This window comes from Methylosinus sp. PW1 (genome assembly GCF_000745215.1).
Taxonomy (GTDB): Bacteria; Pseudomonadota; Alphaproteobacteria; order Rhizobiales; family Beijerinckiaceae; genus Methylosinus.
Genome location: NZ_JQNK01000009.1, coordinates 239,840 through 266,029 on the forward strand (window position 1 = coordinate 239,840; position 26,190 = coordinate 266,029).

Here is a 26,190-nt window from a genome sequence, read left to right on the forward strand (position 1 = left end):
AATCTCGAAGCGTCGCATGCGAAGCAATCTCGATCAATTCTCCTGCGAGATCGACATCCGGCCCGCCCTTTCGACGGATCGGCCGGTCGACATCTTCCGCTTTCTCAGCGATGCGATGGCGAGCGGACAGAGATGCGCGCTCGTCACTCTGGTGGAGATCATCGGCGGCGCGGCGCGCGCGCTCGGCGCGCATATGGCGGTTCGCGACGATGGCGCCTATTGCGGCTTTGTTTCGGGCGGCTGCGTCGAGGCGGCGGTCGCGCGGGAGGCCGTCGAGGCGATCCGGGAGGGCGCCGACCGCATGCGCCGCTATGGCGAGGGATCGCCCTATTTCGATATAGCGCTTCCCTGTGGGGGCGGCGTCTCGCTCGCGATCCATGTCGTGAGAGACATGGCGCCGATCGACGACGTTCTGCGCGCCATGACGGAGCGCCGATCCATCGGCCTCGTCTATCGCCCGAAAGGCTCCGAGCTCTCGGTGGTCGCCGCTGCGCCGACGGGTTGGCGAGACGACGCCTTTTTGTCGGCGCTGCGGCCGGAGCCGCGAATTCTCCTCTCCGGGCGAGGATTGGAGAGCCGCTCATTGGCCGCCATCGCAGCGGCGGCGGGCCTCGAGGTCATCGAGGCGGCGCGCGGCGCGGTCGATTGGTCCGCCGACGCCGATAGCGCGGTCGTGCTGCTTCATCACGATATCGATCAGGAATTGCCGACGTTGAAGGCGGCCCTGCGCAGCGACGCCTTTTATGTCGGCTGCCTCGGCAGCAGCCGGACGCATATCCGCCGCGTCGAGCGGCTTCGGCAAGAGGGCTTTACGGAACAGGAAATTGGCCGCATTCGCGCGCCGATCGGCCTTTTCGGCCCCGCGCGCGACGCGCGCGCCATCGCCATCTCCGTGCTCGCCGAAATTCTGTCCTGCCTCGAATCGCGAAAGTCGGTGACGCCGTGACCGGGCGGAGCCGCTATGATGCGTCGTCCATCGCCGTCCTCGTGCTCGCAGCGGGGCGCGGCTCTCGCTTCGGCGGCGGCGACAAATTGAGCGCGCCGCTCGCAGGGGCGCCCGTCGCGCATCATATTCTCTGCGCCCTGCGGCCGTTCGCCTTCGCGCAAAAGCGCGTCGTTTGCAGAAGCGACGCCCATTGGAGCGACGCCCATTGGAGCGACGCCTTTGCGCGCGATGGATTTTCCATCCTCCGCAATGACGACGCCGAAAGCGGCATGCTCGCCTCGTTGAAAATCGGCGCGTCCTCGGTCGAGAATCGGCTGAAGCTGCTCGTCTGCCTCGCGGATATGCCCTTCGTCGGGACCGATCATCTCGCGCGTCTGATCTCGGTCGCGAAGGAAGCGCGCGGTGGGATCGTCGCGTCGCGGGCGGACGCCTATCACGGGCCTCCGGCCATTTTCCCCGTCGACGAGCTGCTGCGCTTGCCGCCCGCCGGCGAAGGCGGCGCGAGATCGCTGCTGGCCAACGCGAGCTTTGTCGATTGCGACGCCGATCGGCTTCTCGATATCGACACGCGGCAGGACCTTCTGGCGGCGGAGACGCGCCATGGCCTCGGCCCACGCGAGGCCGCCGCCGCGAATGTCGCGCCGTGCGAGCCTCATCCGCCGATGGTGGCGAGATAGTTTCGTGACAGCGTCGGCAGATCGGCGCGGAACGCCGCCGCAAAGGCCGCGGCGAATCCCTTCCCCTCCTCCAGCCGGCGCAAAAGCTCGGCGAAGCCCGCCTCGTCCTGCGCCTTCAGCCAGGCCACGAACATGGCCGCCTGACGAAAGGCCAGCCGCTGACGATAGACGAGATCGAATCGCGCAAAATCGCCGCCGCGCTCGTCGGCGAAGGCGATGGACGAAAAATCCCGCCAGACGCCCTGCTCGCTCATGATGAGCGCATGGCCGTCGCGAATGCGCGCCCGCGCCTCCTCCTCGCTCATCTCCTCCGCGCCGGCGCCGCCCGAGATCATGACGGCGAGGCCTTCCACGAACCAGCTCGGCGGACGCTCCGCCCATAGCCCCCGCCAGCCGAAGAAATGCGCATGCGAAAGCTCATGCGTCAGCACCGGCGCGAGGCGCGCGCTCTCCGCGCCGCAGAGGGTCGGCGAGAGCACGACGCGGCCGGACAAGGCGACAGCGGCGATGCGCGGATCGCCCATGCCATTGGCCTTGGCGTAATTATCGTAGGAGCCATAGACGCCGACGATGGGCGCTTGCGCGAAAGGGCGTCCATGCGCGTCCTCGACGCTGCGAAGCGCCTCCGGCAGCATGCGGCCGACGATGGTGGCGCAGCCCTCGGCCGCCGGCTCGAAATGCACCGGCGAATCGGCGGCCAGCGCGGGCAGCCATTTCGGATCGTTGAAAGCGGCCTGCGCGAAGTTCCACAGGCGTGGGACCCCGCCGAGCGTGAGAGTGACGATGACCAGCAAGGTCAGCGAGAAAAAAGGTCTCATGACGAAAATTCCGTGCGGCGCGCCGTCTCTCGACGGCTGAACGCCACGTCGATCGCCGGCGCCAAAAAATATGCGCCGGAGATTAATACAGGAAAGGCGTCAGCGCGAGCCGATCGAGACCGGCGTCCAGCCGCCCGCCTCCATCTCCACGGCGAAGGAGACGCCGCGGGCGATCAGCTTGTTGCGGTCGGAAACGCCGGCGACGGGCGCGCGGTCCGATGTCGCGATCTCCGCGATCGGCGCGCCCGCCGGCGCCGTCTGGTCCGGCCGCGCCAGCCCGCTGATTCGGCCGGCGACCGGGGCGCGCACCGGCTCCTCGCCGATAAAGCCAAAAATTTCCTCCGCCTCGACGCGCTCCCCGATCGTCTTGCGCGCGGCGAGCGCGCCTTCCGCCATCGCGATCACGTCCCAATAGTCGAGCGCGAGGCGATCCGCGTCGCGGCGACTCGGCGGCGCGTCTCCGGCGCGCAGCACGGCGCCCGGATCGAGACCATCGGTCGCGATGACGAGATCGCAATCGGCGCCGGCGACGAAGCCGGAGCCGACGCCGATCGTCAGCTCGGCCACATTGGCGATAGATCGGGCCGGGCGGCCGTCATGGTCCGGCGCGGAGATGATGACGTCCCAGGGCCAGCGCTCCACCACCTCGTCGAAAGGCCGCAGCAGAAGCGGCAGAAATTGCCGGGTCTGCATGCCGCAGAGAAATTCCGTCGGCCGGTCGGCGCGGCGCGCCTCGACGCCGCCCAGAGCGGCGACGCCGTCGAACCAGGCGTCGGCGTAGCACATGCGCCGCCGCAGCGCCCGCGGCGGCCGCTCCTGATGGAGCACGGTGGCGTAGCCCTCGCCGATCAGACGCCTCGCCACCGCCGAGGCCCTTTCCCCGACGCCGCAGACGAGGATGCAAAGCTCTTTGTTCATCGACCCTTCTCAGCCTCGACACGCCTGCGACGCATCGATATGTATCAGAATTATATATTGCGGTGCAACCGGCCCTGCCGCAGCGCACGCACAGCGCCGATCTCTCGGGATCTAAGGGATGCGAGACGCGGCGGCCTGCTGTATAGCAGAGCCACCAGTGATCCTGCGCGCGCGAAATGACCCATACGCACACTCTCGCCGTCCGCGTCTATTACGAGGACACGGATTTCTCCGGTCTCGTCTACCACGCCTCTTATCTGCGCTTCATGGAGCGCGGCCGCACCGAGCTGCTGCGCGATCTCGGCCTCGGCCAGCGCGAGCTGCTGGAGGCGCAAGGCGGACTGTTCTTCGTCGTGCGCGCCTTGACGATCGATTTCCGCAAGCCGGCGCAAATGGACGATTCCCTCATCGTCGAGACGATCGTCCGCGAAGTGTCCGGCGCCTCCTTCGATCTCGACCAGCGCGTCATGCGGGGCGAGGAGCCGCTGGTTTCGGCGCAAGTGAGAATCGCCGCGGTGGAAGGCGGCCGGCCGCGCCGCATGCCGGCCGATGTGCGGGCGAAGTTCCTCTCCGTCGCCAGCCCGCGCGGCGCGTGACCTTTACGGTCCCTTAAGCCTTCCACTCATATTTTCCGATTGTGCGGCGCATCCAGGACAAAATCTCGGCGGATTCGCGCTCCATACCGCTCGGGCTCCACAGCCTTCGGCGCGGCGCTGCGGGAGCGAGCGCGACGTGAGTCCCGGCGCGGGCGGGAGCCGACGATTCCGCCGCGATCGATCCAGCTTCGCCGCCGACCCCGCGACTTCCGAGGACGACTTTCATGAATCCAGCCGAAATCGCCGCCCCGCTCTCCGGCGCAGCCGCCGAGGTGTCCATCTGGGGCATGTTCTGGGGCGCGCATATCGTCGTCAAGCTGGTGATGGTCGGCCTGCTGCTGGCCTCGGTCTGGTGCTGGGCGATCATCGTCAACAAGGTTCTGCTGTTCTCGCGCACGCGCCGCGCCATGGACCGCTTCGAGGAAGTGTTCTGGTCCGGCTCCTCGCTCGAGGATCTCTACGCCAAGCTGCAGGAGCGCCCGGCCGCCGGCATGGGCAGCCTGTTCATCGCCGCCATGCGCGAATGGAAGCGCTCCTTCCAGAACGCCGGCGCCTCCTTCATGGGCTTGCAGGCGCGCATCGACAAAGTGCTGGACGTCTCCATCGCCCGCGAGGTCGAGAAGCTCGAATCCAATCTTTTGGTGCTGGCGACGGTCGCCTCGGCCGGCCCCTTCGTCGGCCTGTTCGGCACGGTCTGGGGCATTATGACCTCCTTCCGCTCCATCGCCGCCTCCAAGAACACCTCGCTCGCCGTGGTCGCGCCGGGCATTGCGGAAGCGCTGCTCGCCACCGCCATCGGCCTCTTCGCCGCCATTCCCGCGCTGGTCGCCTATAACAAGCTGCAGGGCGACGTCGCCCGCACCCAGGCGCGGCTCGAGAGCTTCGCCGACGAATTCTCCGCCATTCTGTCGCGCCAGATCGATCAGCACGCCGGCCAGTCCGGTCGCGATCGCGCGGCCTGAGCGGGAGAAACGCAAAATGGGAGCGTCGGTCGCCGCAGGACGCAAGGGCTCGGGACGCCGCCGGCGCGGAACGCCGCGCTATGGCGCCATGGCCGAGATCAATATGACGCCCTTCATCGACGTCATGCTGGTGCTGCTCATCATCTTCATGGTCGCGGCGCCCTTGCTCGCCACTGGCGTCGCCGTCGATCTGCCGCAGACCAAGGCCGGGCCGCTCAATATCGATCAGAAGCCGCTGTCCATCGCCGTGGACGACAAGGGGCAGATCTTTCTGATGGATCAGCCGATCGAGATCGGCCAGCTGCTCGACCGTCTGAAGGAGACCGCCAAAGCGGGCTTCGACGAGCGCATCTATATGCGCGCTTCGAAGACGGTGAATTACGGCCGCGTCGCCGAGATCATGTCGATGGTGACGAGCGCCGGTTACAAGAAGGTCGCTCTCGTGACCGAAGTGGACAAGAAGTGAGGGGAAGCGTTGAAGCCCTCGCGTTCCGAACCTGGCCTCGTCGTATCGGCCGCCGTCCATGCCGGACTGCTGCTGGCGACGCTCATCGCCTTTTCGGACACGAAGAAATTCGATGATGCGCAGGAGACCGTGCCGGTCGATATCGTCACGGATGCGCAGATCAATCAGGTGATGAAGGGCGAGAAGGCCGCAAAGGAGATCAAGCCTGTCCAGCGCGCCGATAAAATCGCCGAGCAGCACGAGACCAGGCCGCTGCCGCCGCTCGCCGAGGCCAAGAAGGACGTCGCCGCCCCGCCCCCGCCGCTGAAGCCGCGGCTCGATGAGCCGGAGGACAAGCCCGAGGCCCCGCCTCCGCCCAAGCGTCTCGCCGCTCTGCCGCCGACGCCGGAGCCGCCGCTCCGTCCCACTCCGCCCAAAGCCGAGCCGCCCAAGCCGGAGCCGCCGAAGCCGCAGCCGGCCATGGCGGAGCCTCCCAAGCCCGAGCCGCCGAAACCCGAGCGCGCCAAGCCCGCGCCGACGCCGCCCGAGCGCGAGGAGCCGGAAGAGGCCGAGGTGGTGAAGCCCAAGCCCCCCGTGCGTCCAAAGCCCGAGAAGGAGGCCAAGGAGACGCCGCAGCCTCCCGAGAAGCCGAAGCCCAAGGAAGAGCCCAGGAAGGAAGAGGCCAAGAAGGACGAGGCCAAGCCGAAGGAGCCGGCGACCAAGCAACTGAAGGTCGATGAGGTGGCCAAGCTCCTCGAGAAAAAGAAGGCCGCCGAAAAGGGCGCGCCGAGCGACTCCGACGAGAAGAAGAAATCCGACAAGCCGCCGGCCAAGCCGAAATCCGGCGACGAGGCCGCGCCCAAATCGAAATTCGACGCGGCCAATATCGCCAATCTCTTGAGCCATGAGGCGCCGCAACGCCGCGCCGCGACCGGCGCCGATCTCACCAAGACCGCCTCGCTCGGCGCGCCGACGGCGAGCGCGCCGCGCATGTCGCCGACTCTGCAGGCGCAGATCGACGCCTATACGGTCGATCACTATCGCCGCTGCTGGCAGGCGTCGCTGTCGATCAACGCCCAGACCTATGTGCCGCGTGTGGAATTCCGCCTGTCGCGGGAAGGCGCGCTCGAAGGCGCGCCGCGCCTGCTCAACCCCTCCTCCGATCCCGTCGAGCGCAGCCGCGGCGAGCAGGCGCTCGGCGCCGTGCGCCGTTGCAGCCCCATGCCGATTCCGGCCGCCTTTGCGCCCTATTACGATTATTGGCGCGTCACGGAATTGGACATGAGGGAGGATATGTAGCGACGGTCATTCTCTTTGCCTTCGAAAATTCGAAAACGCCCAGGACCACCCTCTCATGACGTTTCACATCGACCGCCGCTCGGCCGTCCATATTCTCGCCGGGGCGACCCTCTCGCCTTTCCTCGCCGCGCCGGCGCGCGCGGCGCGCGTGCTCGATCTGCGCGCGGGCGGCGGCTTTCAGCCGGTTTCCGTCGCGGTGACGAATTTCTCCGGCGATGAGGCGGCGCGCATAGTGACGAGCGTCGTCGTCAATAATTTCAAGCGCTCGGTCTTTCTGCGTCCCATCGAGCCCGGCGCCGTCCCGGAGCCCGCCGGCTCCGAGGCCACGCCCAATCTCGATCTCTTCCGCACGCTCAATGCGCAATATGTCGTCACCGGCCGCTCGCAGCGCAGCCCGGACGGACGGCTCAAGACCGAGTTCCGCCTCTTCGACGTCTCCACCGGCGAGCAGGCCGCGGGCCAGCAATATGTCACCGATTCCGCCAATATGCGCCGCGTCGCGCATCTCGTCTCGGACGCGGTGTTCACGCGCATCACCGGCGAGAAGGGGTTCTTCGACACGCGCGTGGTCTTCGTCGACGAGAGCGGGCCGAAGGAGCATCGCCGCAAGCGTCTCGCCATAATGGATCAGGACGGCGCCAATATTCGCTATCTGACCCGTGGCGAGGAGCTCGTCGTCACGCCGCGCTTCTCGCCCTCCTCGCAAGACGTCACATACATGTCCTTCGGCTCCGCCGATCCGAAGGTGCTGCTGCTGAACATCGAAAGCGGCCAGCGCGAGGTGGTCGGCAATTTTCCGGGCATGACCTTCTCGCCGCGCTTCTCGCCCGATGGGCAGAAGATCGTCATGTCGCTGTCGCAGGGCGCCGCCACCAATCTCTACGCCATGGATCTGCGCTCGCGCACGACGACGCGGCTCACCGACACCAACGCCATCGACACCTCGCCCTCCTATTCGCCGAGCGGCGGCGAGATCGTCTTCGAATCCGATCGCGGCGGCTCGCAACAGATTTACGTGATGGGCGCGGGCGGCGGCGGCGCGCGGCGCATCTCCTTCGGCCAAGGCCATTATTCGACGCCGGTGTGGTCGCCCAAAGGCGATTACATCGCCTTCACCAAGCAATCCTCCGGCTCCTTCGGCATTGGCGTGATGAAGCCGGACGGCTCCGGCGAGCGCATCCTCACCGAGGGCTTTCACAACGAAGGCCCGACCTGGGCGCCGAATGGGCTGTTCCTGATGTTCTTCCGCGATTCCGGCGGCAGCGGCGGCGCCAAGATTTTCATGGTCGATATTTTCGGCCGCTCGGAATTCCCCGTGCCGACGCCGTCCTACGCGTCCGATCCGTCGTGGGGGCCGTTGCAAGAGTAGGCCGGCCGCTGGACGAGCCCCCTCTCCGACCTTCTCCCGCGCAGCGGGCTATCGGATGCGCACCTCGCGAGACGCTCTGGCCGTCATGGCCGGGCTTGTCCCGGCCATCCACGCCAAGCAGCTGAGAAACCGAAGGAACGCGCCCGCTTTCGACAAATTCGCCCCATGGCGGGCGCCACCGGAGCTTCCGCGTCACGCCAAACTTTTAAAGACGCTTCTGCGTCGTGGCGTGGATGGCCGGGACGAGCCCGGCCAGGACGCCGCGGGGGCGAGGAGGGTGTAGGAATCCGATAGCGCGCAGCGAAGGAGGGTATGGGAATCCCTACTCTTTCTCCATCGACAAATAAGCGTCTGTGACGCCGCCGATGAGATTGGCCGAAAGCAGCAATTCCGTCGAAATCTCCCCGCCCACGGCGCGCAGCCGCACGCCAGCGGCCATCGCCTCGCTCAGCGCCCGCCGCGCCGCGACGGCCTGCTCGATCGATACCGCGGCAAAGGAGAATGCATCCCCCGGCCGCCGCTGCGCGAGACGGCCGATATCGGCGCCGATGACATTGGCGATCTTCGGATAGCCGCCGGTCGGCTGGCGATCGGCCATCAGCGCGAGCGGCGCGCCGTCGCCCGGAACCTGGATCGCGCCGAGCGCCACGCCATCCGAGACGATGTCGTGCCCTTTCGCATGGGAAAGGCGCGCGCCCTCCAGCCGATAGGCCATGCGGTCGCTGCGCTGCCCCACCCGCCAGCGCGCCGATAGAAATTTGTCGATCGCCTCTTTTGAAAAATAATCCGCCTGCGGCCCGAGCACGGCGCGGATCGGCTCTTCCCCAGAGGCGAACCACGGCGCCTCGAGCGCCTGCAATTCTCGCGGCGGCGGGGCGAGATCGGCGAGGGGCAGAACATCGCCGGCGCGCAAGCCCCGCCCCTCGAGCCCGCCCGTGAAAGAGCGCGCATGGGTGGCGAGCGAGCCCAGCGTCGGCGGCAGATCGATGCGGCCGGCGATGGCGACATAGCACCAGGCGCCGCTCCGCCCCGCGCGAATGGAGAGCCGTGCGCCCGGCTCCAGCGAGAGCGCGCAGGCGAAGGGAAGCGGCGCGCCATCGAGGCGAATGTCGAATTCGCCGCCGGCGATGGCGAGGCCGATTGTCTCCCCTTCCGCCGTCAGCTCCGTTCCGCCGAGAGAGACCTCGATCGCCGCTGCGCCCATGGCGACGCCCGCCGCGAGATTGGCGGCGGCGAAGGCGCTGGCGTCCATCGGGCCGGCCGGCGTGACGCCGAAGCGCAGGCTGCCGCGCCGCCCGGCGTCCTGCAGCGTCACCCCCGGCCCCGCCGCGAGAAAGATCAGCCGCGCGCTCATGCGAAGGCCTCGCGCCGCGCGATCATCTCGCCGCGCGCGCTCTTCTCCTCGAGCGCGCGAAATGTCGCTTCGTCGATCGGCTCGAAACGCAGCGCATCGCCGACCTCGACAAAAAAAGAGGGATCACGACTCGGCGCGAAGAGCCGCTCGGGCGTGCGGCCGAGGACATACCAGCCGGTCGGCATGGGATCGGCGCCGATGAGCGAGAGGCCGCCGCCGATGAGCACCGCGCCGCGCGGCGTCGGCCCGCGCGGGGAGGCGCGGCGCGGAACGGCGAGCGCCGAAGGCAGGCCGCCGAGATAGCACCAGCCCGGCGCGAAGCCATACATATAGGCGCGAAAATCGGCGCCCGAATGAAGCTCCACAATGCGCTCGGGCGAAAGCGACAAGGCTTCGCCCGCCGCCGCCAAATCCTCGCCATGCGGCGGCGCGTAGCAGCAGGGAATGATCCAGCGGACGTTCGGCGCAGCGCTCTCCTGCGCCGCTCTCTCCAGCGCCTCGACATGAGCGACGAGCACGGCGCGGGCGAGCGCCAGCGGATCGTAGTGAATCATCAGCGAGCGATAGGTCGGAACCGTCTCGAGGATTCCAGTGAGCGGCGCGGCTCGCAGAGCGGCGTCGAGCGCCAGCACCTCGGCGCTGATCGCGGGATCGACGCTGTCGCCGAACTCGACCACCAGCGCCGCCTCGCCGGCGTCGAGACAGCGCGGCGCGGCGTAGCGCATCGCCTCATGTCTCCGATGGCGCGAAAGGCAGGAGCTGATAGCCTGCGCGCTCCAGCGCCGCACGCAGGCGCCGCGTCATATCGACGGCGTGCGACGTGTCGCCATGCACGCAGATGGAGTCGATCGGCGTCGGCAGACGCTTGCCGCTCTCGGTGACGATCGCCTGCTCGTTCAACATATTGAGCGCGCGCGCTGCGGCCCAGTCCGGATCCTCGATCACGGCGCCTTTCTGGCCGCGCGGCTTCAGCCGTCCGTCATCGAGATAGGCGCGATCGGCGAACACCTCATGCGCGGTGGCGACGCCGGCGTGCTCGGCCGCCGCCACCTGCTCGCTGCAGGCGATGGCCAGCAGAGTGAGGCTGGCGTCGACGGCGCGCGTCGCCTGCGCCACGGCGAGCGCGATCTCCGGCTCGACCTCCGCGACATTGGCGAGCGCGCCATGGCATTTCACATAAGTGAGGCGATGGCCGCTGTACTGCGCGAGCGCCTGCGCCGCGCCGATCTGATAGGCGACGAGACGCTCCACCTCGGCGGCGGAATAGGGAATGCGCCGGCGGCCGAAGCCCGCGAGATCGGGAAAGGACACATGCGCCCCAATGGCGACGCCGCGCGCTTTCGCCAGCGTGAAGCAGCGCGCCATTATGTCGGGGTCGCCGGCGTGATAGCCGCAAGCGACATTGGCGGAGGTCACGAGGTCGAGCATGGCCTCGTCGTCGCCCATGCGCCAGGCTCCGAATCCTTCTCCGAGATCGGCGTTGAGATCGACTGTCACTGTCCCCCGGCTCCCCCGCGCGGCGCGTCCTCGGCGATATCCTCGTTCCAGACGGACGGATTGGCCATGATATCGTTTCGCATCAATTCGCGGCAGCGCGCATCGTCGAGCAGGATCACCTCGACGCCATGGTCGCGGAGAAACTGCTCATTGCCGCCGAAATTCCTGTTCTCGCCGACGATGACGCGCGGAATCTTGAACTGCACGATCGTCCCCGCGCACATCATGCAGGGCGAGAGCGTCGTGTAGAGCGTCGTCTCGCGATAGGAGGCGCGGCGTCCGGCGTCGCGCAGGCAATCCATCTCGCCATGCAGAATAGGATCGCCCTGCTGCACGCGCCGATTATGGCCGCGGCCGAGCATGCGCGCGCCTTCGGCGAGAACGGAGCCGATCGGCAGGCCGCCCTCGTCGAAGCTCTTCTTCGCCAAGCGAAACGCCTCATCCATGCGGACGATATCCGACGCTCTCATCGAAATCCCCTTTCCGGCGCGGCGCCGGCGGGGCCTCGCTATTCCGCCGCGAGCACCTGCGGCGGCGGAAAGGCGACCTCGATCAGCGTCCCTTGGTTCTTTCGGCTCTTGATCGAGAAGGAGGCGCGATTGGCCTCGATCAGCGCTTTCGTCACCGGCAGGCCGAGGCCCGTGCCGCCGCGCGACGAGCCGATCTGGCGGAAGGGCTCGAGCGCCGTCTCGATCTCGGTCTCGGACATGCCGATCCCTGTGTCCTTCACGCGGATCACCACATATCCGGCGTCGGTCAAGGCGCTCGACACGATCACCTGTCCGCCCGCCTCGTTGAACTTCACCGCATTGGACAGAAGGTTCAGCAATATCTGCCGCAGCGACCTGCCGTCGGCAAGGATGCGCGGCAAGCGCGGCCACAAGGACAGGCGGATCACCACACGGCTGCGGTTCGCCTGCGGCTGCATGATCGACACGCATTCGGAAATGACGGCGTTGGCGTCTATGCGCTCGACGTCGAGCTCGAACTTGCCCGCCTCGATCTTGGAGAGATCGAGCAGATCATTGACGAGGCTCAGCACATGCTCGCCCGATGTGTGGATGTCCTTGAGATATTCCTTGTAGCGCTCATTGCCGAGCGGGCCGAAGCGCTCCTCCATCATCACCTCGGCGAAGCCGATGATGGCGTTGAGCGGCGTGCGAATCTCATGGCTGACCTTGGCCAGAAAATCGGTCTTGGCGGCGCTGGCGCGCTCGGCCTCGCGGCGGGCGGCCTCGAGCTCGTCGTCCGAGCTGCGGCGGCGGATCACATGGAGAATGACGCAGCGCCTCTGCTCCGGCGGCGGGCCGAGCGGCGCCAGCGTCAGCAGCACAGGGATAAGCTGACCATTGCGCGCGCGCGCCTGCACCGGCAGCCCCTCGCCGAGATCGCGGCTCGTCGGGCGACGGAGAAAATCAGCGACCACGCCTTGATCCGCGTCACAGAGCAGCGAGGCGAGGCCGGAGCCGAGCAGCGCGCGCGGCTCGCCGCCGACGAGCCGGCCGAGCGCGGCGTTGACGCTGCGCAGCCTGCCCTCGGCGTCGACCACCACAACGGCGTCGCCCATTGCGTCCAGCGTCGCGCGCAGCTCCTCCGCCTCATGGCGGCGGCTCTCCAGCTCCTTGCGCAAGGCGCCGGCGCGCGCGCGCTCCGGCGCGGCGATAGATTGCTGCGCGCTGCGCAGCGTGACGAGAGTGGCGGCCAGACCGTCCCATTGGATCGGCTCGAGCCGAACATCCGCCTCCAGCGGCTCGCCGTCGCAATCGAGCACCTCGACGACGCCGGCCGCGGTTCCATCCGCCGCGGTGGGCGGGCGCCGGCCGGCGAAGAGCCGCGTCGCGCCGCCATCGCCCGCCAAAGCGGCGGCGTCGCCATAGCCGAGATAATCCAGCAGCGTGCGATTGGCGTAGAGCGCCTCCGCCCCGCGCGCGACCATGACGCCTATGGGCAGCCGATCGAGCAGAGCGGCGGCGCGCGAGAGGTCGCCGGGAAAGGCGCTATTCTCATTGGAGGGCAGAGCATCGTGGATTGGCGCGGGCTCATGCTCCTCGAAAGGCGCCGCTTCGGGCTCCGCCGAGACGGCGGCCGCCTGCCCCGCGGATTGCCCGCCGGAAGCTTGCTGCCCAGTCGCCTGCTCGATCGTCTCGAACAAATCGCGCACCGAGCCCTTGGCCGGCTTTTGCGCGGCGGAGGCGAGCGCGCGGGCGATCTCGTCGAAGGCGGTGCGCTCGCTCGGCGACAGCGACTCGCCGATGGAGGCGGCGGCCTCCTCGAGGCGCGGCAGCGGCCGCAGCGGCACGATCTTGGCGCCGATGAGCGCCGACGTCTGCTCCGCCTCGGCCAGGGGCGCGGCCTCGGCCGGCGGCTCCAGCGCGGCGGCGGGCTCCTCCGCCGGCGGAGCAATGTCCGGCTCGGGCTCGGAATTGGACTCGGGCTCGTGGCGCAGCCGGTCCACATGCAGCACGCCATAGCCCTGATAGCCGCCGAAATGGCGGCCGTCGTCGAAGATCGGCAGAGCGCCGAGCGTCACCGGGACGCGCGCGCCGCCGCCGTCGAGCGGCCAATCGAGCTCGACCCCGCTCCAGGAGCGGCGCGAGGCGAAGGCGTCGGCGAGACGATCATCCGGCGCCAGCCGCAGCCGGCTCGCCAGCTCGAGAAACGAGCGTCCGGCGATGTCGCCATTCTCGCGCCCGACCACATCGGCGAGCGCGGCGGTGACGTCGAGCACCCGCCCCTCCGCGTCGGAGCGCCAGAGGAATCGCTCCGGCCGCGGCGGACGGGCGGGCGGCGGCTCGATCGCAGGAATGGCCGGAGATGGAGCGGCCGGAGATTCGGCCACAGCCTCCGGCGCGGCGATCACGGCCGCGGAGACAGAAGCTTCTTCTGGCCGAACCAGCGGAGTCTCACTCGCGGCGGACCGCATGCCGAGCATTGCGACCAGAAAGATCGGCCCCGTCTCCTCGGCCGTGAGCCTGCGGCACAGAACGGTCGCCGTCTGCGCGATGGGACCGAAGGAGAAGCGCAGCCGCTCGAGCCGCGGCGCGGCGGCGTGACTCTCGGCCGCGGCGAGCTCGCGCAGCCGGCGCGCGCCGGGCTCGCTCCCACGGAACAGCCGGTCGCCGAGCGCGACGAGATCGCCGCCAAAGACGGAAATCGCCGACTCATTGGCGTGGACGATCGCCAGCGGCTCGCCCGCGGCGGCGACGATCGGCGCGCCGGACGCCTCGAGCGCGGCGAAGGCCGGATCGGCGCCGATCTGCGCGGCGAACGCCTCGCTCTCGATCCTGTCGTGCTCGCTCATATCGACAGCGCCTCTTCAGACGCGACAAGCGCCGGAAGCGGCGCGGAACAAAGCGGCGCGGAACGCGCGTCGCGGCCGATCGAAGGTGAAAGATCGGTTAAGTGAAACTTAAAGGTTCGTTACGGCTTGGTCTATGCGGCGAAGGACATTTTAACAAGCTTCGGCGATTCATGATGAACGGACGCGCCGCCCCTAGACCATAATTATGTTGCAATGCAACATGAGTTGAGCCATATTCGGCTCGGCGGCGCCTGTCCCGATCGCGATGCGCGATGGACGGCCGCAGGCGGTCGGCCGGCGCCCCTTCTTCGGCCGACGGGCGGCGCAGCCGACCCGACCAGAAGGAAGCATTCGTGAGCGAACCGATCTACCAGATACCGAACGAAGTCCGCGACTTCGCCGAGAAGAGCGTCGAGCAGGCGCGCAAGGCGTTCGAGGGATTCGCCGGAGCCGCGCAAAAGGCGATCGGCTCCGTCGAGACGACGACCGCCACCTTCCAGGTCGGGGCCAAGGATGTGAGCGCCAAGGCGCTCGGCTACGCCGAAGCCAATGTGAACGCGGCCTTCGATCTCGCGCAAAAGCTGCTGCGCGCGAAAGACCCCCAGGAGGTGCTCCAGCTGCAAGCGGAGTATGTGAAGAGCCAGGTCGAGGCGATTCAGACCCAGGCCAAGGATCTCGGCGCCGCGCTGCAAAAAGCGACGACCGGCAAGTGATTTACCGACGGCGCCGCGCCTTCGGCGCGCGGCGCCTCGACGAAACGCGCTGCGGCGCGTCGTGAGTAGAGGCAGCGTCGAGTAGAGCGGCGTTTCCGCGGAGCTTCGAGCGCCGAAGGCGATTCGGGCGCGACACCAAACTGCCGACACCAGCACGAAAGGAGCCCGAAGCGATGGCCACCCATACGAGAGGTTCTTCCAAGCGCCCGGCGCCGCCGAAGGAGCCGCCGATCACCCTCAAGGACGCGCTGGACGACGACGAGCCCGAGACGGCCCCGCTGGAGGCTGCGCCGCCCGTCGAGATCGACGCTGTCGCCGCCGCTCTGGAGGCCGCCGAGATCGAGGCCGTGACCGCGGCGCTGGAGCCTGTCGAGCTGGCGCTGACGCCGGCGGAGCCCGCCGCCATCGAGGCCCCAGCCGAGACCGCGCCGGAGCCCGTTTTCGACGTTGCGCCGGAGCCCGCGCTCGAGACCGTGGCGGAGCCTGTCCTCGAGATAATTGCGGAGCCCGTCCTCGAGGTCGTCGCGAAGCCGATCACCGAAGCGCCGGTCGCGCCTGTGACCATCATCGCCGCGACAATCGAGGCCGCGCCCGCCAAGGCCGAGCCGCTCGACCCGAGCCTCTGGTCGCTGAAGACTTTCGATCTCGTGAATGAGAACGCCGCCGCCGTCCTCGATCTGGCGCTGGCCCTCGGCCAGGCGCGCTCGGTGGGCGACGCGCTGGAGGCGCAATCGCGCTTCGCGAGCGAGCGCTACACGACTTTCCTCAAGCGCGCCAATGAGCTGGTGGAATTGTCGAGCCGCTGGTCGCCCTTCCGCTTCGCCGTCTCTGCCTTTGTGGCGTGAGCCCCGCGAAAATGCTCCTCGCCCGGCCGAACGCGCCGGGCGGAGCGCGCTGATCTTCTACAGCGTCGCCTCGATCAGCGCGCGCAGCTCCGGCGTCGCCTCGGGCATGACGCCGAACCAGTCGCGGAACGCCGGCCGCGCCTGATGAATCAGCATGCCGAGCCCATCGACCGCGACATTGCCGCGGGCGCGGGCCGCGGCCAGCAGCGGCGTCTCCAGCGGCGCATAGACGATATCGGAGACGAGCGCTTCCGTCGGCAGGCGATCCAATCGCAGATCGAGCGGCGGCTCGCCCACCATTCCCTGATTCGTCGTGTTCACCAGCAGGCCGGCGCCGGCGAGGCCCTCGGCGCGCTCCTCCCAGCGATGCGCCGTGACCGGAGCGCCGAAATCCGCGGCGATCTTCTGCGCCCGCTCGAGCGTGCGATTGAACAGCCGCACCTCCGCCGCCCCGGAATCGATGAGCCCGGCGATGACCGCCCGCGCCGCGCCGCCGGCGCCGATCACCACCGCAGGTCCGGCGTCCGCCCGCCACATGGGCGCGGCGGCGCGCAGCGAGGCGGTGAAGCCGAAGCCGTCATAATTGCGGCCGACGAGCGCCCCGTCCTCCTCCACCACCACGCAATTGACCGCGCCGATACGCGTCGCGCTCGCGTCGAGAACATCGACGATGGCGAGCGCCGCCTCCTTATGCGGGATGGTGAGATTGCAGCCCGAGAAATTCAGCGCCGGAAGAGCGCGCAGCGCCGCCGCGAGCCGCCCCGGCTCTATGGCGAGCGGCGCATAGGCGCCGGCGAGGCCATAGCGGGCGAGCCAGTAATTGTGGATTTTGGGCGAGCGCGAATGCGAGATCGGCCAGCCCATCACGCCGGCGAGGAGAAAGCGGTCCTGCCCATGCATCGGTCTCTCCCCGCTTTTCCTCCCGCCCGCGGCGCCTATTGCTTCGCCGCGCAAGCCCCCTGCCCTTGCGCAGAAAGCGCGGAGAAGAGCGCGGCGTCGGCGTCGAGGCCGGGATTGCCGGCCGTCAGCAGCTTCTCGCCATAGAAGATGGAGTTGGCGCCGGCGACGAGGCACAAGATCTGCGCCTCGCGCGAGAGGCCGGAGCGGCCGGCGGACAGGCGCACGCGGGATTTCGGCATGAGGATGCGCGTCGTCGCGATCATGCGCACCAATTCCAGCGAATCCACCGGCGGGCGCCCCTCGAGCGGCGTGCCCTCGATGGCGGCCAGCGCATTGATCGGCACGCTCTCGGGATGCGGATCGAAGGAGGCCAGAACCTGCAGCATATGCGCGCGGTCGCGCACGCTCTCGCCCATGCCGATAATGCCGCCGCAGCACATTTCTATGCCGGCGCGGCGCACCGCGGCGAGCGTCTGCAGCCGATCCTCATAGGTGCGGGTGGTGACGATCTCGCCGTAGAATTCCGGCCCCGTGTCGAGATTATGATTATAGGCGGTGAGGCCCGCCTCCACGAGGCGCTCGGCCTGGCCGTCGTCCAGCATGCCGAGCGTGACGCAGGCCTCCATGCCGAGAGCCCGCACGCCGCGCACCATGTCCAGCACGGAGTCGAAACGCTCGCCCTTGGGCGCCTGCCGCCAGGCCGCGCCCATGCAGAAACGATCGGCCCCCGCCTCCTTCGCGCGCGCGGCGGCGTCCAGAACCTCGTCCACCTGCAGCAGCTCGACGCGATCGAGCTTGACCTCGCGGTGATGCGCAGATTGCGAGCAATAAGAGCAGTTCTCCGGGCAGCCGCCTGTCTTGATGCTGAGCAGCGCCGCCTTCTGCACGTCATTGGGATCGAAGAAGCGGCTGTGCAGCGCGCTCGCCCGCGCGATCAGCTCGAGCAGAGGCGCGTCGTGGATGGCGACGATCTCCTCCAGCGTCCAATCGTGACGGAGAGTGAAATCGGCGGGAGCGTTCATCGATCAGAGCCTCTCTGCGGCGTGGTTTCAGCGCGACTTTTTGGCGGCGCGGCGCTCATTGCGCGTGAGCGGACGCTGCGGCTCCTCTTCCTCGCCGCCGGCGGCGGCGGAAGGCGCGGAGGGCCGCGGCTTACGCTGGAGCTGCGGATCGGCGCCGCGCAGAATGGCATAGACGACATAAGCGGCGACGGCCAGATCGAAACCGGTGAGGCCGAGCGTGAACCACGCCGGCGTGAACTCCGAGCCCGTGCCGAGATAATGGAACTGCAAATGCCAGAAGGGATGCAGAGCGAAGCCGATGGCGAGCCACCAGGGCGAGCCGACGAGGCCCAGCAGCCCGAAGGAGCCGAAAATAGCGAGGCCGGTCATCTCGATGCCGAACCAGGCCTTTGCATTGTCCGAGGCGAAGGCGAAGCCGACATAGAGCGCGGCCGTGGCGATGAGCCCATAGGCCAGCGCGCGGCGGGAGCCCGCCTGCGGATAACGCTCCGACCAGCGCGCGAAAAAGGCGAAAGCCACGCCGATGAGCGCGCCGATGGCGGCGGGAATCAGAATCGAGGACGCGTCTTCCATGGTCGTGAGCTCACTGAGGGTACGGCCGCAGCGAGGTCTATAAGTCGGACCGGCGGAGGCGACAAGGGAGGGGGCCAGCGGCGAGAAGCAATCGTCTTCTCGCCGAGATGGCGAGAAGCTCGGGGTCAATTCGTCACGACGACGTCCGAATGAGCCCTCAATTCGGTTCGAACATTATGTCCGAGCGGGTCCAAAATGACTTTGACGCCCTCGCGACGAGCGAATTTGAACGCCGGAACAAAGTCCGAATCTCCGGTGACCACGACGACGGCTCGCACTGTCTCGCGCAGAGCGAGACGGGCCATGTCGAGGCCGATACGCATATCGACTCCCTTCTGCGACAAATCCAGCTCGAAATCGTCATCGCCGAGCGCGCGCTGCTCGGACACGAGCGATCGCGCCACTCGCGGCTTGATCCGCCATTTGTCGGGCGAGAGTCGCGTCTCACCCATGCGCAGCGCGAAATGCGGCTTCAGAACCAATTGATCATAGAGCGATTGGCTCAACCGAAAGCGCTCGGTCGTCGCGAGATTCATACGTGTTCGAGACACGGGTTTCGTTACCGAGTCCGCCGAAGGCGGAGCGTCGTAATAATAGATCCGAAGCAATTCATAATTCTTCACGGCCTGCAAATTTTGCAGCCGCTCGCATTCGGCCACGATATCGTCCGCCGTCGGATGTCGCTCCAGCTTGGCGTATAGCTTTTTTGTGAGGAAGCCGCCGTCGAGCAAAATTGCATATAGCGGCTGAAACAAAGAAATTATCCCGACTTAGATGGAGCCGGCTCACTCCCGAGGCTCACGCCGACGCTTATGCGCTTGTCGGAATGAGCCGGCTCACTCTTCTATGCCGTGGCTGTGGCTTCAGCCTACTCGAATATATAGTCGGACCGACCGCCGATGAGCAAGTCGAATTCGCCGAGGCCCTCGGGTCATCACGGCCGTTCCGCCGAGAATCCACACCACATCGCCTCCGGTCCAAAATCTGCTATAGCTCGCCACACCTACCGCGCCGCGTGGCGCCCCCGCTCGAGGATCGACGCCCCCTATGCAAGTCGAAACAGACGCCGCCAATTCCAGCTCCTCCGCTCTGCTCGACGATCAGTCGCTGCTCGCCGATATTCGCCTGCTCGGCCGCCTGCTGGGCGACACGGTGCGCGAGCAGGAGGGCGTCGCCGCCTTCGAGCGCATAGAGACGATCCGCCGCCTCTCCGTGGCCGTCAGCCGCAATGGCGACATGGAGGCCGATCACAAGCTCGATGCGCTGCTGCGCTCGCTCTCGGCGAGCGAGGCGGTGACGGTCATCCGCGCTTTCAGCTATTTCTCGCATCTCGCCAATATCGCCGAGGATCTGCATCCGCTGCAGGGCGACGAGGCCTCCGGCGAGCCGAGCCTCGCCAACACATTCGCCCATTTGCGCAAGGCCTCGATCGGCCCCGGCAAGGTGGCGCAAGTGCTCTCCAATGGCTGGGTCTCGCCCGTGCTCACCGCGCATCCGACCGAGGTGCGGCGCAAGAGCCTGCTCGACGCCGAGCACGCCATCTCCGCACTGCTGCAAGCGCGCCCACATGCGCGCAACAAGGCCGAGCTCGCCCGCAACGAGCTGCAATTGCGCGCCCGCGTCTCGCAGCTGTGGCAGACGGAGCTGCTGCGGCAGGCGCGGCTCACCGTGCGCGACGAGATCGCCAACACGCTGAGCTATTATCGCAGCACCTTTCTGCGCCAGATTCCGCTGCTCTACGCCGACATCGAAGAGCGTCTCGGCGGCTTGCGCATTCCGCCCTTTCTGCGCATGGGCACTTGGGTCGGCGGCGATCGCGACGGCAACCCCAATGTGCGCGCCGAATCGCTCGCCAATGCGCTGCGCATGCAGAGCGAGACGGCGCTGCGCTTCTATCTCACCGAGGTGCATGAGCTCGGCGCCGAGCTGTCCATCTCGCGCCGCTACGCCGGCTGCAGCCAGGCGCTGGAGGCGCTCGCCGCGCGCTCGGGCGACGACAATCCGCATCGCGACGACGAGCCCTATCGCCGCGCGCTGATCGGCGTCTACGCCCGCCTCGCCGCGACGCTCGAGGAGCTGACCGGCCAGCAGGCGCAGCGCCATGCGAGGGCGCCCGGCGCGCCCTACTCCGGCCCGCGCGCCTTTCTCGCCGATCTCGAGATCGTCGATGATTCGCTGCGCTGCCATCATAGCGAGGTGATCGCGACGCAGCGTCTCGAGCCGCTGATCCGCGCGGCGGAAGTCTTCGGCTTCCATCTCGCCACCGTGGATTTGCGCCAGAGCTCCGACCGTCACGAGGAGACCATCGCCGCGCTGCTGCGCGAGGCGCGCGTCGCGCCCGACTACGCCGCCCTCACGGAAGAGGAGAAGCGCGCGCTGCTGCTGAAGCTGCTGAGCGATCCGCGGCCGGTGCGGCTCGTCGACGCCGCCTATTCGGAAGATGTCGCGAGCGAGCTGGCGATCTTCGAGCGCGCGGCGGAGATGCGCAAGACCTATGGCCACGAGTCGATCCGCCATTACATCGTCAGCCATACGGAGACGGTGAGCGATCTGCTCGAGGTGCTGCTGCTGCAGAAGGAATGCGGCATGATGCGCGGCACGCTCGATCCGCGCGACGCCAATATCGTCGCCGCCGATCTCATCATCGTGCCTTTGTTCGAGACGATCGGCGATCTGCGCAACGCCGCCGTCATCATGCGCGAATTCTACGCGCTGCCCGGCATCGTCAAGCTCGTCACCAATTCCGGCGCGCAGCAGGACATCATGCTGGGCTATTCGGACAGCAACAAGGACGGCGGCATTCTCGCCAGCATTTGGGAGCTTTATCGCGCCTCCACCGCGCTCGCGGATTTCTTCTCGGGCCTGCCGTCGATCGCCATGCGGCTCTTCCACGGCCGCGGCGGCACGGTGGGACGCGGCGGCGGACCGAGCTATGACGCCATTCTCGCGCAGCCGCCGGGCACGGTGAACGGGCAAATCCGCCTCACCGAGCAAGGCGAGGTGATCGCGGCGAAATACGCCAATCCGCAGATCGGCCGCATCAATCTCGAGCTGCTCGTCGCAGCGACGCTCGAGGCGACGCTGCTCTCGCACAGCAAGGCGCCGCCGCCGGAATTCCTCGAGGTGGCGGAACAACTGGCGCAATGGGGCATGGACGCCTATCGCGGCCTCGTCTACGAGACGCCCGACTTCGTCGATTATTTCTTCGCCTCGACGCCCATCTCCGAGATCGCCTCGCTCAACATCGGCTCGCGCCCTGCCTCGCGCAAGCCGTCGCGCAAGATCGAGGATTTGCGCGCCATCCCGTGGAGCTTCTCCTGGGGTCAGGCGCGTCTCGCTCTGCCCGGCTGGTACGGCTTCGGCTCGGCGATCGCGCGCTTCCGCGAGGGCGACGACGGCTCCAAGCTCGAGCTGCTGAAACGCATGTATCGCGAATGGCCCTTCTTCCGCACGCTGCTGTCGAACATCGACATGATCCTGTCGAAGACCGATCTCTCGATCGCGCGTCACTATGCGGGGCTGGTGCAGGATCACGCGCTCGCCAACCGCATTTATGGGGAGATAGAGGCGGAGTGGAGCCGATCCAACGCCGCGCTCGCCGATCTCACCGGATCGAGCGAGCGGCTCGCCGACAATCCGGCGCTGGCGCGCTCGCTGCATCATCGCTTCCCCTATATCGCGCCGCTCAACTATCTGCAGGTGGAACTCATTCGCCGCTTTCGCGGCGGCCAGACCGGCGACGACATCCGCCAGGGCATTTTGATGTCCATCAATGGCGTCGCCGCGGGCCTGCGCAACACGGGGTGAACAGAAGCAGGCGACATTGCGGCGCCGTCGTCAAACCGTCATGCGCCGCCGCCATTAGGGGTTCCGATCCAGCTGGAACGGAACCGCAATGTCGCCTCTCCTCTCGCGCGTCAGCCCTCTCGCGCTTCTCGCCTCTCTCTCGCTCTCCTCGGCGGCCGTCGCAGCGGACATAAATGTCCCGGCCAATACGACCGTCTCCGGCCAGAAAACATTCGGCGGAACCGATAAGATCACCGTCGGCGCCGGGGGCAAGCTGACCTCCTCCGCCAATCCGACGCTGAATCAGACATCGACCTCGACCGGCGTCTCCATCGACAATTTCGGCACGATCGAATCGACCGGAACGGGAACGCGCGCGATCCGCTTCAACAGCGGAACCGCGATGAGCTTCACGCTCACCAATGAGGCGGGCGCGACGATCCAATCGCAGAATGATGCGCTGCAGATCGGAACCGCTGTCAAATCCGGGACCATCACCGTCAATAATTACGGGCTGATCCAGGCGACGGGCACGGGCTCGAACAATGGCCAGGCGATCGACTTCGGCAATGTCGTCGCCGGCACGGCGTCGATCACCATCAATAATTTCGCGACGGGCGTGCTGCAGACCGCCGACGCCGACGGCGTTCGCCCCGGCGCCAACGCCACGATCAATAATTACGGCCAGATCATCTCCAATAATTTCCAGACCAACACCGGCGCCGACGCGATCGACTTTCAAACCAGCACGGGCGGGACGGTCAATAATTACGCCGGCGGCGTGATCTCCGGCGGGCGCCACGGAATCAACATCAGCTATGATTCCACGGCGAATACGACCAGTTCCTCCATTACCATCACCAATTACTCGGGCGGCCAGATCATCGGCCGCAACGGCTCGGGCTTCGGTTCCGACGTCGGCGGAACCGTGATCAATTACGGCCTCATCTCCGGCCGCATCGACAGCATAGCCGGCGTCGCCAATGGCGACGGCGATGGCGTCGATATCGATTACATCGGCAACATCACCAATTACGGCACGATCGAAGGGACGGGCGCCAAGGGCGTCGGCTCCGATGGAAAGACCAACACCAGCCAGGGCGTCGCCATCGGCGGCGGCGTCATCGACAATAAGGCCGGCGCGATCATCATCGGCCAGGCGGACGGCATTCTCGTCGACAACAGCTCGGAAGGGCCGGCCTTCGGCGCCGTGACGATCACCAACGCCGGCGCGATCGAGGGAACGACGCGCTACGGAATCTATATCAACAGCACGCTGAACAATACGATCACCAATTCCGGGACCATCACCGGCGGCGGCGGACAGGCGATCGTCTTCGGCTCCGGCGACGACACACTGAACATTCGCACCGGCTCCGTCATCAACGGAACGGTGGATGGCGGCGCCGGAAACGACCGCATCTCGCTCTCGGGTATGGGGACTTTCGCCGGGGCGATCAATTTCGAGACGCTGAGCGTCGATGACGGCCTGTGGACGCTCACCGGAACGCAGAGCTATTCGAGCGGCGTCAGCGTCGCGAGTAGCGCGGAGCTGGTCGCCGCGGGCACGATCGGCAATCTCGTCGCCATCGCCGCCGGCGGCCGCCTCTCGGGCTCCGGCACGCTGGGCGCGCTCGATCTGTCGGGCGTCGTCTCGCCGGGCGCGGGGGCCGGCGCGATCTCCACGCTCACCATCGCCGGCAACGCCTCTTTCCGCTCGGGCTCGGCCTATCAGATCGACGCCAACGCCGCCGGAGCGGCGGATAAGATCGTCGTCGGCGGAACGGCGGCGCTCGCCGGCTCTGTGCAAGTGACCGCCGCCTCCGGCAATTATGCGCCTGCCACGACCTATTCGATCGTGCAGGCGGCGGGCGGCGTCAGCGGCTCCTTCGCTTCGGTCTCCACCGATCTCGCCTTTTTGACGCCCTCGCTCTCCTATAACGCCAACAACGCCTATCTGACGCTCTCGCGCAATGGCGTGTTCTTCCAGAACGTCGCGGCCAATCGCAATCAGCGCGCGGTCGCCGCGGCGCTCGACACGACGCCGACGGCAAGCCCGCTCTTCCTGTCCATCGTCGGCAAATCGGCGGCCGGCGCGCGCGCGGCCTTCGACGGTCTCTCCGGCGAAGGCGTCACGGGCGCGCTGAATGCGGGCCTCGAATCGAACCGCCTGTTCGGCGGGACGCTCGCAGACGCGGGGCAATTCTGGCGCTCGGGCGAGACGCGCGACGCCAATGGCGTCTCCATTTCCGCGACGACGCCGGCCCTCGGCTATGCGTCGCTGGAATCGAAAAAGGGTCCGATCGCCCTGCGCCCGACGCAGGAGCCCGCGCGGCTCTGGCGGCTGTGGATCTCGGGCTTCGGCCAGAGCGCGCGCCTAGGCGGCGATGCGGCGCAAGGCTCGGCGACGCAGCGCACCAGCCTCGGCGGCGGCGCCATCGGTCTCGATGCGGTCGTGCTCCCCAATCTTCTGCTCGGCTTCGCGGGCGGCTATAGCGCCGGCGGAGCCTCGACCGATCTGCGCTCGACCCATGTGGACACGCATGGCTGGCATATCGGCGGCTATAGCGTCTTCACCTTCGATCCCAATTATTTCTCCGCCTCGCTCGCCTTCTCCGATTTCGACAATTACTCTCGCCGCTCGGTCTTCGGCCTCGGAACCGGCGAGACCGCCAATGCGAATTTCGGGAGCCGCGTGCTGCGCGCGCGCGTCGAGATCGGACGCGACGTCGATCTGCTCGGGCTGCGCGCGACGCCTTTCGCGGCTGTCGAGACGGCGCATATTTGGACGGATGGATTCACCGAGACGACGGCGGCTTTTCCCGGCTTTGCGGGCCTCGGCGCGCTGACCTTCGCCGCGCGCGAGACGGAGTCCCTGCCCGTCTATTTCGGCGCGCGCGTCAAGCGCAGCTTCGCGCTCGACAATGGCTGGCGGCTGACGCCCGATCTCTCGCTCGCCTATGTGCATGAATTCGAGCCGACGCGTGCGCTTCTCGCCTCCTTCGCCTCGACGACCTCGGCGGCTTTCACCATCGCCGGCGCGCGTCCCGACGAGAACTATCTGCAGGTCAAAGGCGGCCTGCGCCTCGATGTCAACGCCTCTGTCGCGCTCTTCGCCTCCTTCGAAGGCGAATATGGTGGACGCACGCAATCCTATGCGGGACGAGGCGGCCTCAAAGTGGTCTGGTGAGGCCGCCCCTGCCCATTTACGCGTTCTGCGAAGCGCTCGAGGACTGAGAGCCCTGCTGAGCGACGAGATCCTTCAGCAGCGCCTCGACGCTCGATTGCGCGGCGCTGGAATCGCCGCTCTTGGCGGCCGTGATCAGCGTCTTCAGATCGTCGACGATGGTCGAAGTGGAAGAGGAAGAATCTGTCGTCGTCGAGGACGATGACGAGGAATCCGTCGAGGACGAGGACAGGAGCGAAGCGAGATCGCTCTCGAGGCTCGTGGCGGAACTCTTCTGCGTCGTCGTATCGCCCGATTGCACCGCGCTCAGCAGCGTCGCCAGATCGGAGACGAAGGTGGAAGCGGTCGAATCCGAGCTGTCGGAAGAGGAGGAGGACGCGGAAGAAGGCGGCGGCGGAGGCGGCGGCGCCTGCAAATGGCTCTCGATCGTCTTGGCCGTCGATTGCGCGGTCGTCGTGTCGCCCGACTGCACCGCCGAGACCAGCGTCTGCAGATCGGAGAGGAAGCCGGATTGGCCGTCCGACGAGGACGACGATGAGCTCGACGAGTCCGAGGTCGACGACGATTGCAACAGGCTCTGAAGGCTCGACGCGGCGGTCTTGGCCGCCTCCGTATCGCCGGAGTCGACCGCCTTCAGCAGACTGGCGACCGTCGAGGCGAAACTCGAATCCGAAGACGAGGAGGTATCGTCGCTGGAGCTGGTCGAGCTGGAATCGCTGGCGAAGAGCAGCGAAGCGAGCTGGCCGGAGCTCGCGCTGCGGAAATCGATCGCCGAGCTGGGATCGACCGAGCTGGTCTGCGTCGTGGAGGTGGAACTCGTCGTCGCCGAAGCGCTCGCGGCGGTCGCCGCTGTCGTGTCGTCGACGTCTTTCGTGTGACGGGAATGATGATGATAGGCGGTTTGAACCGCGCTGGAGGCCAGACTCGATATGGACATTCTGCGTATCCTGGAAGGAGAGCGGACGCGCGCGACTGTCCGCGC

The 26,190-nt window shown here is 67.2% G+C and carries 23 protein-coding genes; 11 read left to right on the forward strand and 12 right to left on the reverse strand.

Annotated features, from left to right (window positions below; genetic code table 11):
• Window positions 1–16: 16 nt before the first annotated feature.
• Window positions 17–946, forward strand: a complete 930-nt coding sequence (locus K369_RS10535) for an XdhC family protein (RefSeq protein WP_051949201.1) — start codon at window positions 17–19, stop codon at window positions 944–946.
• Window positions 943–1,623 (forward strand): NTP transferase domain-containing protein, encoded by a 681-nt coding sequence (locus K369_RS10540; protein ID WP_036290982.1) that lies wholly within the window; start codon window positions 943–945, stop codon window positions 1,621–1,623. The genes K369_RS10535 and K369_RS10540 overlap by 4 nt, the downstream gene beginning before the upstream one ends.
• Here the strand turns inward: K369_RS10540 and K369_RS10545 are convergent.
• The gene (locus K369_RS10545; RefSeq protein ID WP_051949202.1) at window positions 1,599–2,441 is read right to left on the reverse strand and encodes a hypothetical protein; all 843 of its coding nucleotides are present in this window, start codon (window positions 2,439–2,441) and stop codon (window positions 1,599–1,601) included. The two genes, K369_RS10540 and K369_RS10545, sit on opposite strands and share 25 nt — an antisense overlap.
• 99 nt (window positions 2,442–2,540) lie before the next feature.
• The gene (locus K369_RS10550) at window positions 2,541–3,359 is read right to left on the reverse strand and encodes a hypothetical protein (protein ID WP_036290984.1); all 819 of its coding nucleotides are present in this window, start codon (window positions 3,357–3,359) and stop codon (window positions 2,541–2,543) included.
• A gap of 176 nt (window positions 3,360–3,535) precedes the next feature.
• On the opposite strand from K369_RS10550, the gene ybgC reads away from it, so the two are divergent.
• From ybgC to tolB, 5 genes are all read left to right on the forward strand, one after another.
• Window positions 3,536–3,955, forward strand: a complete 420-nt coding sequence (gene ybgC / locus K369_RS10555) for a tol-pal system-associated acyl-CoA thioesterase (protein WP_018265583.1) — start codon at window positions 3,536–3,538, stop codon at window positions 3,953–3,955.
• Window positions 3,956–4,179: 224 nt separating this feature from the next.
• Window positions 4,180–4,917, forward strand: coding sequence for a protein TolQ (tolQ, locus tag K369_RS10565; RefSeq protein WP_018265585.1), 738 nt, complete (start codon window positions 4,180–4,182; stop codon window positions 4,915–4,917).
• 16 nt (window positions 4,918–4,933) lie between these two features.
• Window positions 4,934–5,383, forward strand: a complete 450-nt coding sequence (locus K369_RS10570) for a biopolymer transporter ExbD (RefSeq protein ID WP_018265586.1) — start codon at window positions 4,934–4,936, stop codon at window positions 5,381–5,383.
• 9 nt (window positions 5,384–5,392) lie between these two features.
• A complete protein-coding gene (locus tag K369_RS10575; RefSeq protein WP_036290990.1) occupies window positions 5,393–6,661 on the forward strand; it encodes a hypothetical protein in 1,269 nt (422 codons plus the stop codon).
• 55 nt (window positions 6,662–6,716) lie between these two features.
• A complete protein-coding gene (gene tolB, locus K369_RS10580; protein ID WP_036290992.1) occupies window positions 6,717–8,030 on the forward strand; it encodes a Tol-Pal system beta propeller repeat protein TolB in 1,314 nt (437 codons plus the stop codon).
• Window positions 8,031–8,352: 322 nt separating this feature from the next.
• Here tolB and K369_RS10590 read toward each other — a convergent pair whose 3' ends face one another.
• The 5 genes from K369_RS10590 to K369_RS10610 are packed head-to-tail and all read right to left on the reverse strand — an operon-like array spanning window position 8,353 to window position 14,182.
• Window positions 8,353–9,384 (reverse strand): biotin-dependent carboxyltransferase family protein, encoded by a 1,032-nt coding sequence (locus tag K369_RS10590; protein ID WP_036290997.1) that lies wholly within the window; start codon window positions 9,382–9,384, stop codon window positions 8,353–8,355.
• Window positions 9,381–10,109, reverse strand: coding sequence for an allophanate hydrolase subunit 1 (locus K369_RS10595; protein ID WP_036290999.1), 729 nt, complete (start codon window positions 10,107–10,109; stop codon window positions 9,381–9,383). Before K369_RS10595 ends, K369_RS10590 begins: the two co-directional genes overlap by 4 nt.
• A 4-nt stretch (window positions 10,110–10,113) precedes the next feature.
• Window positions 10,114–10,881, reverse strand: a complete 768-nt coding sequence (locus tag K369_RS10600; protein WP_036291000.1) for a LamB/YcsF family protein — start codon at window positions 10,879–10,881, stop codon at window positions 10,114–10,116.
• Complete coding sequence (locus K369_RS10605; protein WP_036291003.1) at window positions 10,878–11,351, reverse strand: nucleoside deaminase; 474 nt, start codon at window positions 11,349–11,351, stop codon at window positions 10,878–10,880. Before K369_RS10605 ends, K369_RS10600 begins: the two co-directional genes overlap by 4 nt.
• Before the next feature lie 38 nt (window positions 11,352–11,389).
• A complete protein-coding gene (locus K369_RS10610) occupies window positions 11,390–14,182 on the reverse strand; it encodes a histidine kinase dimerization/phospho-acceptor domain-containing protein (RefSeq protein WP_036291006.1) in 2,793 nt (930 codons plus the stop codon).
• A gap of 353 nt (window positions 14,183–14,535) precedes the next feature.
• Between K369_RS10610 and K369_RS10615 the strand changes: the two genes are divergently transcribed.
• Window positions 14,536–14,895, forward strand: a complete 360-nt coding sequence (locus tag K369_RS10615; RefSeq protein WP_036294812.1) for a phasin — start codon at window positions 14,536–14,538, stop codon at window positions 14,893–14,895.
• 173 nt (window positions 14,896–15,068) lie between these two features.
• Entirely contained in the window at window positions 15,069–15,740 is a 672-nt protein-coding gene (locus K369_RS10620) for a phasin family protein (protein WP_036291008.1), read from the forward strand.
• A gap of 57 nt (window positions 15,741–15,797) precedes the next feature.
• Here K369_RS10620 and K369_RS10625 read toward each other — a convergent pair whose 3' ends face one another.
• The 4 genes from K369_RS10625 to K369_RS10640 form a co-directional block, all read right to left on the reverse strand.
• A complete protein-coding gene (locus K369_RS10625) occupies window positions 15,798–16,640 on the reverse strand; it encodes a shikimate dehydrogenase (RefSeq protein ID WP_036291010.1) in 843 nt (280 codons plus the stop codon).
• Window positions 16,641–16,675: 35 nt separating this feature from the next.
• On the reverse strand, window positions 16,676–17,662 hold the full coding sequence (bioB, locus tag K369_RS10630; protein WP_036291013.1) for a biotin synthase BioB: 987 nt from the start codon (window positions 17,660–17,662) through the stop codon (window positions 16,676–16,678).
• 27 nt (window positions 17,663–17,689) lie between these two features.
• Window positions 17,690–18,235 carry a hypothetical protein gene (locus K369_RS10635; protein WP_036291015.1) on the reverse strand — a complete coding sequence of 182 codons (546 nt, stop codon included), beginning with the start codon at window positions 18,233–18,235 and terminating at the stop codon, window positions 17,690–17,692.
• A gap of 125 nt (window positions 18,236–18,360) precedes the next feature.
• Window positions 18,361–18,990, reverse strand: coding sequence for an NYN domain-containing protein (locus tag K369_RS10640; RefSeq protein WP_084570637.1), 630 nt, complete (start codon window positions 18,988–18,990; stop codon window positions 18,361–18,363).
• Window positions 18,991–19,282: 292 nt separating this feature from the next.
• Between K369_RS10640 and ppc the strand changes: the two genes are divergently transcribed.
• A complete protein-coding gene (ppc, locus tag K369_RS10645; protein WP_051949204.1) occupies window positions 19,283–22,042 on the forward strand; it encodes a phosphoenolpyruvate carboxylase in 2,760 nt (919 codons plus the stop codon).
• 88 nt (window positions 22,043–22,130) lie between these two features.
• Window positions 22,131–25,211, forward strand: a complete 3,081-nt coding sequence (locus K369_RS10650) for an autotransporter domain-containing protein (protein ID WP_036291018.1) — start codon at window positions 22,131–22,133, stop codon at window positions 25,209–25,211.
• Window positions 25,212–25,227: 16 nt separating this feature from the next.
• Here K369_RS10650 and K369_RS10655 read toward each other — a convergent pair whose 3' ends face one another.
• Complete coding sequence (locus K369_RS10655; RefSeq protein ID WP_036291020.1) at window positions 25,228–26,145, reverse strand: hypothetical protein; 918 nt, start codon at window positions 26,143–26,145, stop codon at window positions 25,228–25,230.
• Between the last annotated feature and the right edge of the window lie 45 nt (window positions 26,146–26,190).

Coding starts and splice junctions, on each gene's coding strand:
- K369_RS10620 (WP_036291008.1), top strand. CDS start 15,069: ATGGCCACCCATACGAGAGGTTCTTCCAAGCGCCCGGCGCCGCCGAAG.
- ppc (WP_051949204.1), top strand. CDS start 19,283: ATGCAAGTCGAAACAGACGCCGCCAATTCCAGCTCCTCCGCTCTGCTC.
- K369_RS10655 (WP_036291020.1), bottom strand. CDS start 26,145: ATGTCCATATCGAGTCTGGCCTCCAGCGCGGTTCAAACCGCCTATCAT.
- K369_RS10535 (WP_051949201.1), top strand. CDS start 17: ATGCGAAGCAATCTCGATCAATTCTCCTGCGAGATCGACATCCGGCCC.
- K369_RS10610 (WP_036291006.1), bottom strand. CDS start 14,182: ATGAGCGAGCACGACAGGATCGAGAGCGAGGCGTTCGCCGCGCAGATC.
- K369_RS10590 (WP_036290997.1), bottom strand. CDS start 9,384: ATGAGCGCGCGGCTGATCTTTCTCGCGGCGGGGCCGGGGGTGACGCTG.
- bioB (WP_036291013.1), bottom strand. CDS start 17,662: ATGAACGCTCCCGCCGATTTCACTCTCCGTCACGATTGGACGCTGGAG.
- K369_RS10650 (WP_036291018.1), top strand. CDS start 22,131: ATGTCGCCTCTCCTCTCGCGCGTCAGCCCTCTCGCGCTTCTCGCCTCT.
- K369_RS10635 (WP_036291015.1), bottom strand. CDS start 18,235: ATGGAAGACGCGTCCTCGATTCTGATTCCCGCCGCCATCGGCGCGCTC.
- K369_RS10545 (WP_051949202.1), bottom strand. CDS start 2,441: ATGAGACCTTTTTTCTCGCTGACCTTGCTGGTCATCGTCACTCTCACG.
- K369_RS10570 (WP_018265586.1), top strand. CDS start 4,934: ATGGGAGCGTCGGTCGCCGCAGGACGCAAGGGCTCGGGACGCCGCCGG.
- ybgC (WP_018265583.1), top strand. CDS start 3,536: ATGACCCATACGCACACTCTCGCCGTCCGCGTCTATTACGAGGACACG.
- tolQ (WP_018265585.1), top strand. CDS start 4,180: ATGAATCCAGCCGAAATCGCCGCCCCGCTCTCCGGCGCAGCCGCCGAG.
- K369_RS10595 (WP_036290999.1), bottom strand. CDS start 10,109: ATGCGCTACGCCGCGCCGCGCTGTCTCGACGCCGGCGAGGCGGCGCTG.
- K369_RS10625 (WP_036291010.1), bottom strand. CDS start 16,640: ATGCATGGGCAGGACCGCTTTCTCCTCGCCGGCGTGATGGGCTGGCCG.
- K369_RS10550 (WP_036290984.1), bottom strand. CDS start 3,359: ATGAACAAAGAGCTTTGCATCCTCGTCTGCGGCGTCGGGGAAAGGGCC.
- K369_RS10605 (WP_036291003.1), bottom strand. CDS start 11,351: ATGAGAGCGTCGGATATCGTCCGCATGGATGAGGCGTTTCGCTTGGCG.
- tolB (WP_036290992.1), top strand. CDS start 6,717: ATGACGTTTCACATCGACCGCCGCTCGGCCGTCCATATTCTCGCCGGG.